Below are 13,460 nucleotides of genomic sequence, written 5' to 3' on the forward strand. Positions count from 1 at the left end.
GATATTTTCCCCCATTACAAGATTCCTAAAAATTTTCCGCACAGCCCAATCACGAAACAAGCAATCATCAAGTAGTAAATAGCTTTCTTTTTCTTGATCAAGGCTGTATAAAAGACCAATGTAATGATTAATGGAAGAAGACTCGGAAATATTTGATCCATTAATTCTTGTAATTTAATCTGTTTTCCAGCACTCATCCATTGTGCTGTTAATTGAATTTTGACAAAATTCACGACCATTGATCCTGTTACCATCATACCAACGATTGTAGCCCCTTGAACAAATTTCTGGATCAAGTCGGAATTTTTCATTTTTGCAATCAATTTGACGCCTAATTTATAACCCCACACAACACCAAAATAGCGCGTCGCGATATTTAGCAACACATTAGGTACGATAAATACGATAGGGCCTAAAATATTTCCATTAAGCGCTAGTCCAGCTCCGATAGCTGCAAAAATCGTCATAAACGTCGCCTTGAAAACCGAATCGCCGATACCGGATAATGGTCCCATCAAAGCGGTTTTCGTTGAGGCGATAGTTTCATCAGTAATACTTTTTCCTAACGCCCGTTGCTCTTCCAACGCTACAGAGACGCCCAATACGATATTCGTTGTATAAGGATGACAGTTAAAGAACTCATTGTGGCGCTCTAGTGCTGAAATATACTCTGCCTCATTTGTATAGAGTTTCTTTAGTGCGGGTATCATTGAGTACCCAAATCCCAAACTAATATAACGTTCATAGTTGATAGTTGCCATCGAGAAAAAGGAGCGAAGAAATACGCGATGAAGATCTTTTTTATCAATCAAGCTTCCCTCTTGTTCATTTGACTGTTGAGAAGTCAAAGTATCAGATGTCGTTTTATTGCGGGCAATCGTTGAAATACCAGCAGCAATTCCTAATCCTAATAAAGAAACAGCTAACACATTTAGTTCAAGATACACTGATAAAATAAATCCAATCAAAAAGAACGGCCAAAATTTTTTAAAATCCATCATTTTTAGCAACATTGCCATCCCGATCGCAGGTAGCAATCCAGAAGCAATCTGAAGACCACCAGATACCCAAGTTGGTAAGGCGTCATTAATATTTTTAACAAACCCGCTGCCAAACTGAATGGCTAGAAAAGATGCAAGGAAAAATACCAAGAAGAACACTAAAATTCCAGTTAAATGCAATCGTTCTAATTTTTTTGTATTTCCTGCTTTGATGACCTTATCTGATTTATGCACGAGATAAATGTTAAAATTCCATGCGAGCATAATCAAGAACTGTGCCAAAATACCGATCGGTAATGCCAAAGAAATACCAAGAGCTGGAGAATTCGATTGAATCGCATAAATCGTTCCGATAATCCCAGCAATCTGAGCATTAGGTGGTACTGATCCGCCGATTGGTAACACGCCCATAAACATCAATTCAACGCTAGCACCTACTGTTAATCCAGTGGATAAGTCACCTAAAATCAATCCAATTAGCGGTCCTGCGAAAATAGGACGACTAATCATCCAATAGCCGTACCCATAATTTTCTGTAATGAGTATCGCTACAAATATACTTAATAACAGAGTTTCCATCAAACTCATTTTTTACCCCTCCCAATCTATCCGTCATTAAATTTTTGTCAATAAATCAATTGATTTGTCCCCTGGAGCTGTCCTCAAATCCAATTGGACACCCTTTGTACCCAATTCACGGAAAATGATTTTTTCGTCTTCACTTACATATACCGTCTTTGTAATTTCTTCTTTTTCAGCTTTAAAATACATACCTCCGACATTGATACTCTCCAATGCGACACCAGATTTGACTAAATCTAAGATTACTTGTGGTGTTTTAACAACCAAAAAGGTTTTGGTAGAGTTATTTTCTTTCAAGTAATCAACCGCTTCCATTATTGATAGAAGCTTAAACGCCCTTCCTTCTGGTACCGCCATTTCTAATAACATTTTCTGCATCTCATCATTGACGATTTGATCATCTACCACAACAATCTCGTCCACTTGATACGCAACGGACCAAGAATAAGCTACCTGTCCATGGATCAACCGTTCATCAATTCTAGTTAAAGCAATACTCATTTGTTATTCCTCCTATGTTAAATAATTTTCTGAATCATTTGAGTTGTTTCTTGAATCAAATCATCAGGTAAAATCGTTTCATTTGTACATGCAGTTAAGATCATCGCCAAATGATAACCAGAAACTACATGAATAATTGAAGAATTTTTAGCAACCAACGTAGCAACATTACTAGGGGTTCCTCCCTTTATGTCACTCAGTATCAGCCATTCATTAAAGCCAAATTGTTCTTGTTCAGAAATAGTTTTTTCCAGTCTGCTCACATAACTCTCCATACCTTCACTCATGCCTAAAGAGATGGCTGTTAAATTTGATTGTTCACCTAAAATAGATTCTGCAGATTGCTTCATACCTAAGCAACCATCACCATGCCCAACCAGTATTACGCTTCTCATTTCTTTCCCTCCAATAGAAATTTAGAATTTTGATTTTTTTTACGTTTAAACCTCCATCCTTCCTTTTTCAAAAATAGCTTATCACTAAAGAAATTTAATTTCAACAAAATAAATGAATTTAATGAAATTTAATTTATTCAATTTTGATGAAGTATTTAATTTATTTGAGTGTTTCATTCCTCAAAACAAAAAAAGACTAACCAATTGTCACGTAAAAGACGATTGGTTAGTCCTAATTTTTTCTACAAAAACTGTTGCAGATAGCGTTGTATTCGCGGATTCTCACTCTCAAAAAAGGCTTGTGTAGGGCCGTCGAAGGTCACTCGTCCGTCTTCAAGGAAAACGATCCGGTCGGCGACTTTACGGGCGAATTCCAGGTGGTGGGTCACAACGATCTGCCCATTGCCTGATTCGGCCAAATCTTTGATCACCTGCAGTACTTCCTGTGCCAATTCTGGATCTAGAGCGCTAGTAGGTTCATCATACAGCATAAACTCAGGCTCCATCGCCAGTGCCCGTGCAATGGCTACCCGCTGCATTTGTCCACCGGATAATTGGTTCGGGCGCTCTGCCGCTTTATCCAGTAAACCTACTTTTGTCAAAAGCTGCTCTGCTTGTTCTCGTGCCTGCGTTTTTGGGATCTTCTTGACCTGCGTCGGTCCCTCCATAACGTTTTGAATCACCGTTAAATGAGGAAAAAGATTGTAGGCTTGAAAAACAATACTGAAATGTCCGCGGTATTCCTTTAGCTGGCGGAAGGATAGATTCCGAGGAAACGAAAGGTCATCTTGATTGATCGTGATCCTGCCGCTGTCTGGTGTCTCTAGGAGATCGATCGAACGCAGCAGCGTGCTTTTTCCTGAACCAGAGGGACCTAAAATGACGGTCGTCTCGCCAGGTTGAAACGTCAGGTCGATCTCTTTTAGGACGTGTGTCTCCTCAAAGCTTTTGTTTAATTTTTCAATGGTTAACATGCGATTTCCTCCTAATAGACCATCCGTTTTTCAAGCACGGATTGCAGATAATTCAAGAAGGTACAAAAGATCAAGTAATAGACTGCGACCATGCTGTAGAGCAACAACGGTTCATACGTTCGCGCCGCGATCCGCTGCGCCGTCATGAAGATCTCAACGATCGTGATACTTGCGGCCAGCGACGTGTCCTTCACCAAACTGACAAAGTTATTGGACAATGGCGGCAACGCGATTTTAAAGGCTTGCGGCGCAATGATGCGGTACAGAATCTGCCATCGGCTCATCCCTAGTGAAGCAGCAGATTCGTACTGACCTTGGGGAATCGCTAATAAAGCGGAACGAATGTTTTCAGAAGCATACGCGCCGGTATTTAGTGAAAAAGTCAAGATTGCGGCTGTCCATGCATCCATTTGAATCCCCACTGACGGAAGTCCAAAAAAGACGATAAACAGTTGGACCAAAAGCGGTGTCCCGCGGAAGATCCAAACATAGAGAAAGAAGATCCCGTTTAGAATCCGACTTTTTGAAATTCGGGCTAAGGCAGTGACCAGCGCCAAGACCATCCCTAATGCAAAAGAAATCAAGGTCAGAGGAATCGTCATTTTTAGCAGTGCCCAAAAAAGCGGCAGCGCTGAGCTTTGAATAATATCTATCGTTCGTTCCATTTTATAGGCCCCTTACTTAGAAATATCTTTCTTGAAATACTGTTCTGACAACTTCGTCAACGTGCCGTCCGCTTCCAACTCCTTGATGGCTTTGTCCACTTTCTCTGCCAGCTTTTCGTCCCCTTTATGGAACATCGCTGCAACCTTTGTGGATTCATCAGACGTTTTCACGATCTTGATCGGTGCATCCGGTTTTTGATTTAGGTAATCGTAATAGGTCACGTCATCGTTCAATGTTGCATCTGCACGTTTGTCCCCTACCAACTCGACTGCTTTACTGAAGCCATCGACGCTGGAGATATCCGCACCCAGATCTTCTGCCATTTGCGCATAGTTGCTCGTTAAGGATTGCGCGGAGGTTTTGCCCTTCAAATCAGAGAAATCTTTGATCTCGTTGTTGTCCTTGTTCACGATCAGCGCCGGATGAGAAACAGAATACGGCGTGCTGAACAAGTATTTTTCTTCCCGTTCTGGCGTGATGGACACTTGGTTGAAGATCACATCTGATTTTTTCGCATCAAATGCAGCCAGCATGGAGTCCCATGGTGCTTCCACAAATGTTACTTTGTACCCGATTTTCTTTGCTACAGCTTTGGCGACATCCACGTCATATCCAGTCAGCTTGTCGTTATCATCACGGTAAGAAAACGGTGAATACGTACCTTCCGTCCCAACACGCAATACTTTTTCTGAACTTGCATTGCTGTCCTCTTTTTGTTGGCATCCCGCTAAGAAAAGGATACCTACAGCTAATACACTAATGAGTGCGATCATTGATTTTTTCATGTTATTCGTTCCCTTCTAAGGCTTGGTATATATCATTTTTTAAATCTTCTATGTCTTCGATCCCCACAGATAGGCGGATCAATCCATCCTTGATCCCAGAAGCTTCCCGTTGTTCTTTTGGAATCGAGGCATGGGTCATAACGGCAGGAACTTCGATCAAGCTCTCTACTCCGCCCAAACTTTCTGCCAAGGTGATCACTTCCAGTGATTCGACAAATGCGGCAACGCTGCTTTCATCCACTAGCTCAAACGCGACCATCCCGCCAAACCCGCGCATTTGTTTCGCGGCGATCTCATGACCCGGATGCTCAGAAAGACCTGGATAATAAACAGTCGCTACAGCAGGATGCTTGACCAATTCTTCAGCGATGATCGCCGCATTTTTTTGATGCGCCTCCATCCGAACGCCTAACGTTTTGATCCCCCGCTGCAACAGCCAACTGTCCTGCGGCCCTAAGACACCACCGATCGCGTTCTGGTAGAAGCCAATTTTTTCAGCAAGTGCGGCATCGTTCGTTGTTGCCAAACCAGCGACCAGATCACTGTGCCCCCCTAGATATTTTGTCCCGCTGTGCAAAACAATGTCTGCGCCTAATGCCAATGGCTGCTGTAAATACGGGGTTGCGAAGGTATTATCCACAATTGTTAATAAGTCATGGCTCTTTGCCCACTTTGCACTTTTTTCCAAATCGATGATTTTCAAGAGCGGGTTACTAGGTGTTTCTAGCAGCAGAGCTTTGGTCTCTGCTGTCAACGCCGCTTCTAGTTGCGTCAAATCACGGCTGTCCACCATCGTATAGGTTAATCCTAACGGTTTGAACACCTTCTCCAATAAACGGAATGTCCCGCCATATACATCGTCGCCTAAAATCAAATGGTCTCCCGGCTGGAAAAGTGACAATGTCGCATGGATCGCAGCAAGACCTGACCCAAAGGCAAATCCCTTCACGCCACCTTCAAGTTCCGCGATCAATTCTTCCAAAGCCATCCGCGTTGGGTTTCCAGAACGAGAATACTCAAACTCTCCCGGCTGTCCCAATTTTTTTTGCCGATACGTCGACGTCTGATAAATCGGGACACTGACCGCCCCTGTCAATGGATCTTCGCTGATACCGCCATGAATCAATTTGGTTGATAAATGCATATTATTTCCTCCTGTGTTTTGTAAGTTTTTGGCCCTCATCTGTTAAGCAACAACACATGTTGGTTCCCCCTGTCTATTTTTCTGGTGGTGTCTTTGAGACGTTGAATTTATTTTTAGTTAATTTAGATTTCTTTTCTACTGCGAAAAGCGGAACTGACAGCTAGCTCAACTAAATGAACAGCTTTTTCCAAAGAACGGAAAAAGATTTTATTGTCGCTTCGCATACGATCCGACTAAACAGCTCGTAATACTGGTTCCTTCAATCAATAAACTATTACTCGAACTACATAATCTGGTAAAAGTCGGAATCGCCGCTAGCTTAGATTTAAGGAGGTCATTTTTCAAAAGACCTGAAAAATAACTCTATTTTCGTACGCCTATCATTCCGCTAAACAGTGCGATCCGTTGGTTTTCTATTCATAAAAATAGATTTCAATTTATTATCACTGCGAAAAGCGGAACTGACAGCTAGCTCAACTAAATGAACATCTTTTTCCAAAGAACGGAAAAAGATTTTTATTGTCGCTTCGCATACGATCCGACTAAACAGCTCGTAATACTGGTTCCTTCAATCAATAAACTATTACTCGAACTACATAATCTGGTAAAAGTCGGAATCGCAAAAAAGAGGTGCAAGCTATTAAAGCTGCACCTCTTGAGATCGTTAAAAGTTATTGGTTTCCCACTTTTTTAAACGAGTTCAGAACAGTTAATAGACATGACAAATGAGTATGCTGCTTTTTTGCACCATACAACAACATGCTGATTGAACTGTGGGATTGTTTTTTTGCGCGATGTTGTTTGTCATGAGTCCTGACCTCCTTTAAGAATTGTTCTCAATTTAGCATTTAGAAAATGAGAAGTCAATTAATAAACTTATAGAAAAGAAGTAAAATAACTATTTAAGGATAATTCAAAGTTTGAAAAGAAGATACGTCGAAAAAGCCTTTTTCTAAGAAAAAGGCTCGCAAAAAATAACGTTTATTTTCTATAATTCCAACACATCTGAAACTGCATAATACCCCGGCGGCTGTTTTGCCAAGAAGATCGCGCAATCACAGGCGCCTTTCGCAAACCCGCGCCAATCCGTCGAATGGTGGCTGATCTCCAATCGTTCGCCTAAGCCTCCGAAAAAAACAGTATGGCTGCTGGGCGTATCCCCCATTCGGATAGAATGATACCCGATCGAACCCGGCTGCCGTTCGCCTGTTCCTTCGCGACCATACACGGCCAGCTCAGAAAAATCAACGCCTAATTCATGGGCGATCAATTCCCCCATTTCCTTTGAAGTGCCGCTGGGGGCATCCTTCTTCCAACGGTCGTGCATCTCTAAAATTTCGATATCTGTTTCTTTGCCGATCGCCATTGTGGCAAGCTGCAGCAGCTTATTCATAACGTTCATCAGCTTGGAGGTGTTTGCCGCATAAAGCACTGGAATTTCCTTACTTGCTTGGTAAAACACTTCTTTTTCCTCTGGCGAAAATCCGGTTGTTCCACAAACCAGCGCTTTCTTGTACGTTTTCGCCAAGCTCAGTGTCTCTAGTCCCATTTCTTTTGTGGAAAAGTCGATGATCACGTCACAGTCCTCAATGACAGCCGCTAAATTATCCACAACGGGCACACCGAGATCCCGACCCAGCATCGCTGCTTGTCCTAAATCTTTTCCGATGTAGTCTCGATTCTTTGGCCCGACGCCTGCAATCAAGCACACCTCTTCCTCTGACGCGGCGATCTCCGTGATCAATCGTCCCATCTTCCCCCGCGGACCGACAATAATTGTTTTGATCACTATTTTCCCTCCTTGTCCATTTAGTAAATCGCTTTCACAGCTAGTTTACCATGTTTACAGAAGAAAAATCATTGCCTGTTTATGTGTATTCGCTGGCTTCCGCCTTTTTAGCCGCTGCTACTTTCGCCGGTCCTTCTTACGCTCCTTTTTCTTTCCCCACCCAAGATTCCTCAATAGTGTTTTCTTTTTTTTCTGTTCCCGCTCACTTTTCCCCACCTTCTGCTTCGGTTGTGCTGCTTGTGATTTCGAGGTTCGCTCCACCTCACCATGCGCACTAGAAGCATCGCTAGTTGCTGAAATCATCTCTTTCGTTTCCGGTGAAGAGCCCTCTTTTTGATCCTTCCCGGCCGGTTCTTCCTTCTTCCTATCTCTATCTGCTTGTACCTTTTGTTCCTCAGCCTTCGTCGACGGTTCCTCTTGTTTTTTCTGCTTTTTTTCTTTTTTAACAAGCTCACGGCGGGTACAATTCACAACGTCTGACTTCTCTAATTTAGCAAAACGACGGACGCCATCCTTCTCAAAAATCGTCAAATGCGTCAATAAGCCCAGCATCGCCTCCGCTTTCTCATCAGAAATAGTTGGATCGGCATCGCTCAAGCTCCAGGTGTGCTCCTTGCCTTGAATGTCTTCAAAAATCGAGACAAGCTTAAATTGCTGCCCCGCCATCTCCTCGTCAGGAGTCGTTTTAGTCTCTACATAGGTTTTATACAATCGGATCTTCTGACAATGCGCTTCGTACTCTGAATGATTTTTAAAAAGTCGCGCAACGATTTGTTTCCATTCCTCTGGCTGACAAAACACTTCAAATAAAGAACACCAGCGGCGCACCATTGCCGTCGGTTCCACCTCCATCAGCAACTCGGCGATCAGCTCTTTAAATAACTCATGAAAGTTCCCGACAACCAATGAGTCACGAACCACTATTGCCAGCATGTACTCAAAAACGACGGAGCTGTCCCGCGTCTCCTCGTAAAAGCTCCGTACTCGTTTTGTTAGATTGTCACTTTTCATTTGAAATAGCTGGCGCTGATTTAATGGCTTGGTTGTCATAGTCCTCTACCTCCCGATTGTAGGAAACGCTCTCATTTTTAATTACCCGATCTGTTTCTATAGAAATAGGATACTTTACAACTGGAGGAAACACTACCCCTTCAACAAAGAATTATATTCAAAATTAGTCAAATTTTTAAATCAAATGAGTAGTTGCTGCCAAATTTTTAAATAACAAAAAACACGCAGGAGATTTCCCGCGTGTTTTTTCTGCTGATTCACTTAGAAAAACATTCGTAAAAACGACCAGACATAGCGCAGCAGTCGAAACAAGATAAAGAGAAGAAACAGGTTCCCAAAAATAAAGCTGACCGCATTTCCCACACTGGCTTTCAAATTTCCGAAAGAAAAACGACGTAAAAAGCGCGGCATCGAGCTGTACCCGTTACGCTTCAACCGGAATTTTTCTTCATATGTAAGATCAAGCATATCATAGTACACGATCTGCAAGGGTTCTCGAGAGAAAAAGGTCTTTGAGAACCCCACCATCATCGTATACTGCTTGTTATTGGAGGGCAGGTTGCGTACCCCTTTTTTATTGATCCGCACCTTTTCGTCATCGTCCATCACATTGTAGCTGTACTCTTCTTCTTGAATCTTGTGGACCGTTACTTCTGGCTGATTTTCTTCAAGAAAAGCTTGGTACACCTCTGAGAATTTTTGCTTTTCTAAGAATAGATACACCCCTATCCCTGCAATCAGCGCCATCAGGAATACGTTCAACAACAAATTATCTTGAAAAATAGCACTGTACGCCAGAATGATTGCTAGCGCCACGCCGCTCATCGTCAGCCGTTTCCAATAGTAATTTTGGTACATGATCTTGATCGTTCGTTCGTAGTACGCAAAATCAGATGTCGCGAAGTTCATTGACCTCATCTCCTTTTATAAACGCTTAAATTTAGTATAGCTGAGCCAACCTTGAAAGTCAGTTCATATAAATTATACGCAAAAAACTTCCGCGAACATTAAAACTATCTTTAAATTTGAAGAAAAGACTTATTTCTTTATTCTTTGCTTTTATTCTCCAATTTTAATCGTATAATAGGTGTATAAAAACGATTACGTTTAATCAAGTGAAGGGGTACACGTATGAAGATCGCCATCATTCTTTCAACTATTGTTCTTGCATTAGCCAATGTTTATCTTTTTCTGGTGTATTTTAAAGAGAAAAAAATCGATGATAAATTAGAACGATTGGCCGTGATGTTCGGTACCAATATGAGTGTTTTGTTTGTGGACAGTCTGATTCTTTTCTTCGGGGCGCTGGCGGAAGAAGGAATGTTCCTGATGACCATTTTTTCCGATTTTTGAAGCAAAAAACTGCGACTTCGTAAGAGGCCGCAGTTTTTTTAATGCTCAATAAACCCATATTCGAGGATTTTTAGTTTTCGTTTCATGCGATCGATCACCGGCATCAGATCTTCGATGGTTTTCCATTCGGGATGCTGCGCCAGCTCTTGCTGAATCTTGGTGGTCTCACTCGTTAAAACTGCGTAGATCGTTTCTAAGACATCACTTTCTTGAACATCTGGACGCAAAGGCAGCTTGCTGATGACTTCGTCGGTCAAGGTCAAGTTATGATGGACATCTGCATTGAGTCGTGCGGTCATGGCTTCTTTGAGTGACTCCGGCAGCAGAGGCATTTCCGCGTAAGCCTTCATCAAAAAATCAAACTCATGAGGATACGTTAGCTGAAGCTCGATCTTATATTTTGTCGCATCGACGACCATCTCCAACAGGTCCGAGGCTTGTGTCCAAACCGAATAGTCGATGCGTTGATAGAAAAATTCGGAGGCGTACACGTAAGTCGCTTGGTACAGCGCACCTTTATTGCCATAATAATGAAACAAAAGCCCCTTTGATACCCCCGCTTCCTCCGCGATTTGATCCGTCTTTGTCTCACGATAGCCATACTGCCCAAATAATTTCGTACTTGTTTCAAGGATCTTTTTTTCCTTCTTGGGATCTTTTACTACTTCCTTCATCTTATCACTCCAAGTCTCGCTTATTGTAGCCGATGGTGCCAAGAATCGTCAAAACTAGAAAGGCTGCCAGCAAAAAGACCATGATTTTCAGGTCGGCCTTCTCTGCCGGGACTTTTCCGACCCAGCCAAGAGGCGAGAGATTGCCGGTGTCTTCTGACAGATTCAGCAGCGGACCAAACATTTTTACCAGTACACTAGCACCTAAATAGAGCCAGAGCACACTGGTCCATTTAGGCAATGCGCCCGCGAAGAAGCTCCCGATCCCGACAAAGAACAACGTAGCCGGCAAGAACCCCAGCATCGTCTGCCAAAAATAAGCGGTCGCAAGCGGATCATCGAGGGTACTATTGCCGATGAAGAAGGCGCCAGCCAGTGTTCCAGTAAATACCAATATGCTTACCACCGTTCCCACGCCAAAATAGCTCAAGGCCAAACGAGTTTTTGACACGCTCTTTGAATGGAGAATGTCTAAATAGCCCTTTTTTTCATCTGACTTCAACCGAAACACGATCAAAAGACCGCTGATCGCGGCGATCGCGACAAAGAACAGCCCCAGCATATTCAAATAGTTCAAGATCAGCTCTCGGTTGGCTTCATTGATCTGCGTCACTCCAAGAATTTTTCGATAAGTGGGGTTGCTGCCGATGATGTCACCGATCGTACGAAAGATCGAGCCATACGCTGCCCCCAAAACGAAGCCGCCAAAGATCCAGCCCAAAATACTGTTGCGCTCGACAGCTAAAATCAGCCCAAGAGGAGAAGATAATAAGCGGCCTGCTGTTGCTTTGCCATCGCGGGCGGCCAAGATCCCGCTGCCAATATCACGGCTTTCGACGAGTTTGATCGCCAGCGCCAAGCAGATCACGCCAAAGGCCAATGTCAGGATGACCGGCAGCCAATGATTCTCGCTATAGATCGCTGTTTTTTGAATCCAACCGACAGGTGACAGCCAGGTCCAATCAGGATTCGTCACATCTGTCATCATACGGAGGAGATAGAAGAAGCCGTACAAGCCATAACTCATGAAGCTGGCACTGCGGGAATCATTCGCTAGCTGGGCCATCAGAAGACTGATGAAGCCAAACATGATCCCAATACTGGCGAGACTAGCCCCCATCAGGAGATCCCCCTCCAGCGTCGCGCCATTCAAATCAGCAGCGATCAAGCTCCCCGTATATAAGATTCCCATCAGCCCATTGATCAGCAAAATCTCCCAGACAGTTGCATAGATCGGTGCCAAGCGTCCAACGGTACGGGAGCGGACCATTTCCAATAGTCCTGAGTCCTCCTCCGCCCGAGTGTTGGAGATTGCCAGTGAAATCGTCATAAACACCATGAACATTCCCATAAAGACCAGCATCTCTGAGGCGAACACATTGGCCGTCGTATAAGGCTTCGTTGCGGAAAATTCACCAAAGAGGGAGACCATCGCCGGTGTTTTCAATGTATTGACGATCGCATCAATGTCTGTCTGGGTACCGAACAAGACGTTGAACTTCAATGCTGCCGAGGCGAACAAGCCGACGAGGATCACGAGCCAGATCAGATGCTTGAGGCGGTTTTGCTTCATATTCGCCCGCAGCAAGGTCATAGTTTTAACACCGTTATGCATGAGAATCAGCCCCTTGTTTTTCATAGTAGCGCATGAACAGGTCCTCCAACGTTGGCGGCGTGGCCGTTAGATTAAGGATCTGCTTTTCCGCCAAGAAAGCCATGATCGCGGTCAGCTGCTCCCGATCCACCGACAAGGTCGCTTCTTTATGTTCCGTATCTGAAAAATGGCTTTTGTGGACACCGGCGACATGCTCGATCCCGTCGAGAGCAGATGCCGTCTCGACCTTGAGTTCCATACGGGTCAAATGGCGCATCGACGCTAAATCGCCTGTCTCGATGATCGTCCCTTCACGAATGATTGCGATCCGATCACACATCTTCTCGACTTCCGATAAAATATGACTGGAAAGTAAGATGCTCTTTCCTGCTTCTTTCAATGCCAGCACTTCTTCTTGAAATGTTTTCTCATTCAAGGGATCTAATCCAGACGTGGGTTCGTCAAAGATGTACAGGGACGCCTCCTGTGACAATGCCGCCACCAACGCGATCTTTTGCCGGTTTCCCTTTGAATAGGTACGGGCTTTTTTCTTCGGGTCGAGTTGAAACTTCTCGATCAGCGCCTCTGTTTTTTCGGTGCGGGTTTGATTATTCAGACGCAACAGCAGATCAATGATCTCGCCGCCTGTTAAATTCGGCCATAGAAAAACATCCCCTGGGACATAGGAAATATCTTTATGGATCTGTGTATCCTCTTTCCACACATCTTTTCCGAAGATCGTTGCTTCCCCGCCCGTTCGCTTCAACATGCCTAACAGGATTCGGATCGTCGTCGATTTGCCGGCACCATTAGGTCCGATGAAGCCAACGACCTCTCCTTTGTTCACCGTAAAAGTCACGTCCTTTAATGCCTGAAATTTGCCGAAACGCTTTTCTACCTTTGTTAATACTACGACTGGTTCGCCCATCCTGCTCACTCCTATTTCTTCTGTTTGACAGTGCATCATACCTTATACCGAGAGAATACGCTCTTT

General features: G+C 43.7%; 14 protein-coding genes. 1 reads left to right on the forward strand and 13 read right to left on the reverse strand.

What is annotated here, in order from left to right; all coding sequences use genetic code 11:
• Window positions 1–14: 14 nt before the first annotated feature.
• The 10 genes from I592_RS12645 to I592_RS12690 all read right to left on the reverse strand — a co-directional run bounded on the left by I592_RS12645 (window position 15) and on the right by I592_RS12690 (window position 9,757).
• Window positions 15–1,589: a PTS system mannose/fructose/sorbose family transporter subunit IID gene (locus I592_RS12645; RefSeq protein WP_010779809.1), complete on the reverse strand. Its 1,575-nt coding sequence runs from the start codon at window positions 1,587–1,589 to the stop codon at window positions 15–17.
• 27 nt (window positions 1,590–1,616) lie between these two features.
• Entirely contained in the window at window positions 1,617–2,084 is a 468-nt protein-coding gene (locus I592_RS12650; protein ID WP_010779808.1) for a PTS sugar transporter subunit IIB, read from the reverse strand.
• A gap of 17 nt (window positions 2,085–2,101) precedes the next feature.
• Window positions 2,102–2,479 carry a PTS sugar transporter subunit IIA gene (locus I592_RS20745; RefSeq protein WP_010779807.1) on the reverse strand — a complete coding sequence of 126 codons (378 nt, stop codon included), beginning with the start codon at window positions 2,477–2,479 and terminating at the stop codon, window positions 2,102–2,104.
• Between the two features lie 242 nt (window positions 2,480–2,721).
• Window positions 2,722–3,453 carry an amino acid ABC transporter ATP-binding protein gene (locus I592_RS12660; RefSeq protein WP_010779806.1) on the reverse strand — a complete coding sequence of 244 codons (732 nt, stop codon included), beginning with the start codon at window positions 3,451–3,453 and terminating at the stop codon, window positions 2,722–2,724.
• 11 nt (window positions 3,454–3,464) lie between these two features.
• Window positions 3,465–4,118, reverse strand: coding sequence for an amino acid ABC transporter permease (locus I592_RS12665; protein WP_010779805.1), 654 nt, complete (start codon window positions 4,116–4,118; stop codon window positions 3,465–3,467).
• Between the two features lie 12 nt (window positions 4,119–4,130).
• Window positions 4,131–4,904 carry an amino acid ABC transporter substrate-binding protein gene (locus I592_RS12670; protein WP_010779804.1) on the reverse strand — a complete coding sequence of 258 codons (774 nt, stop codon included), beginning with the start codon at window positions 4,902–4,904 and terminating at the stop codon, window positions 4,131–4,133.
• Between the two features lies 1 nt (window position 4,905).
• A complete protein-coding gene (locus I592_RS12675) occupies window positions 4,906–6,048 on the reverse strand; it encodes a cystathionine gamma-synthase (protein ID WP_010779803.1) in 1,143 nt (380 codons plus the stop codon).
• A gap of 988 nt (window positions 6,049–7,036) precedes the next feature.
• On the reverse strand, window positions 7,037–7,837 hold the full coding sequence (dapB, locus tag I592_RS12680) for a 4-hydroxy-tetrahydrodipicolinate reductase (protein ID WP_010779802.1): 801 nt from the start codon (window positions 7,835–7,837) through the stop codon (window positions 7,037–7,039).
• 117 nt (window positions 7,838–7,954) lie between these two features.
• The gene (locus I592_RS12685; protein ID WP_010779801.1) at window positions 7,955–8,887 is read right to left on the reverse strand and encodes a hypothetical protein; all 933 of its coding nucleotides are present in this window, start codon (window positions 8,885–8,887) and stop codon (window positions 7,955–7,957) included.
• 222 nt (window positions 8,888–9,109) lie between these two features.
• On the reverse strand, window positions 9,110–9,757 hold the full coding sequence (locus I592_RS12690; protein WP_010779800.1) for a hypothetical protein: 648 nt from the start codon (window positions 9,755–9,757) through the stop codon (window positions 9,110–9,112).
• A gap of 222 nt (window positions 9,758–9,979) precedes the next feature.
• Between I592_RS12690 and I592_RS12695 the strand changes: the two genes are divergently transcribed.
• A complete protein-coding gene (locus I592_RS12695; RefSeq protein WP_010779799.1) occupies window positions 9,980–10,201 on the forward strand; it encodes a hypothetical protein in 222 nt (73 codons plus the stop codon).
• A 38-nt stretch (window positions 10,202–10,239) separates the two neighbouring features.
• Here the strand turns inward: I592_RS12695 and I592_RS12700 are convergent, their stop codons facing one another.
• Genes I592_RS12700 through I592_RS12710 form a run of 3 tightly spaced genes read right to left on the reverse strand, consistent with a single transcriptional unit; the run spans window position 10,240 to window position 13,394 of the window.
• On the reverse strand, window positions 10,240–10,875 hold the full coding sequence (locus I592_RS12700) for a TetR/AcrR family transcriptional regulator (RefSeq protein ID WP_010779798.1): 636 nt from the start codon (window positions 10,873–10,875) through the stop codon (window positions 10,240–10,242).
• Between the two features lie 4 nt (window positions 10,876–10,879).
• Window positions 10,880–12,487 carry an ABC transporter permease gene (locus tag I592_RS12705; RefSeq protein ID WP_010779797.1) on the reverse strand — a complete coding sequence of 536 codons (1,608 nt, stop codon included), beginning with the start codon at window positions 12,485–12,487 and terminating at the stop codon, window positions 10,880–10,882.
• A complete protein-coding gene (locus I592_RS12710; protein WP_010779796.1) occupies window positions 12,480–13,394 on the reverse strand; it encodes an ABC transporter ATP-binding protein in 915 nt (304 codons plus the stop codon). Before I592_RS12710 ends, I592_RS12705 begins: the two co-directional genes overlap by 8 nt.
• Between the last annotated feature and the right edge of the window lie 66 nt (window positions 13,395–13,460).

It is taken from the genome of Enterococcus gilvus ATCC BAA-350 (genome assembly GCF_000407545.1).
Taxonomy (GTDB): Bacteria; Bacillota; Bacilli; order Lactobacillales; family Enterococcaceae; genus Enterococcus_A; species Enterococcus_A gilvus.

Bases quoted from the DNA above. Each gene is read 5' to 3' on its own strand.
- I592_RS12660 (WP_010779806.1), bottom strand. From the start codon at position 3,453: ATGTTAACCATTGAAAAATTAAACAAAAGCTTTGAGGAGACACACGTC.
- I592_RS12695 (WP_010779799.1), top strand. From the start codon at position 9,980: ATGAAGATCGCCATCATTCTTTCAACTATTGTTCTTGCATTAGCCAAT.
- I592_RS12700 (WP_010779798.1), bottom strand. From the start codon at position 10,875: ATGAAGGAAGTAGTAAAAGATCCCAAGAAGGAAAAAAAGATCCTTGAA.
- I592_RS12645 (WP_010779809.1), bottom strand. From the start codon at position 1,589: ATGAGTTTGATGGAAACTCTGTTATTAAGTATATTTGTAGCGATACTC.
- I592_RS12675 (WP_010779803.1), bottom strand. From the start codon at position 6,048: ATGCATTTATCAACCAAATTGATTCATGGCGGTATCAGCGAAGATCCA.
- I592_RS12685 (WP_010779801.1), bottom strand. From the start codon at position 8,887: ATGACAACCAAGCCATTAAATCAGCGCCAGCTATTTCAAATGAAAAGT.
- I592_RS12665 (WP_010779805.1), bottom strand. From the start codon at position 4,118: ATGGAACGAACGATAGATATTATTCAAAGCTCAGCGCTGCCGCTTTTT.
- I592_RS12650 (WP_010779808.1), bottom strand. From the start codon at position 2,084: ATGAGTATTGCTTTAACTAGAATTGATGAACGGTTGATCCATGGACAG.
- I592_RS12670 (WP_010779804.1), bottom strand. From the start codon at position 4,904: ATGAAAAAATCAATGATCGCACTCATTAGTGTATTAGCTGTAGGTATC.
- I592_RS12705 (WP_010779797.1), bottom strand. From the start codon at position 12,487: ATGCATAACGGTGTTAAAACTATGACCTTGCTGCGGGCGAATATGAAG.
- I592_RS12690 (WP_010779800.1), bottom strand. From the start codon at position 9,757: ATGAACTTCGCGACATCTGATTTTGCGTACTACGAACGAACGATCAAG.
- I592_RS20745 (WP_010779807.1), bottom strand. From the start codon at position 2,479: ATGAGAAGCGTAATACTGGTTGGGCATGGTGATGGTTGCTTAGGTATG.
- I592_RS12710 (WP_010779796.1), bottom strand. From the start codon at position 13,394: ATGGGCGAACCAGTCGTAGTATTAACAAAGGTAGAAAAGCGTTTCGGC.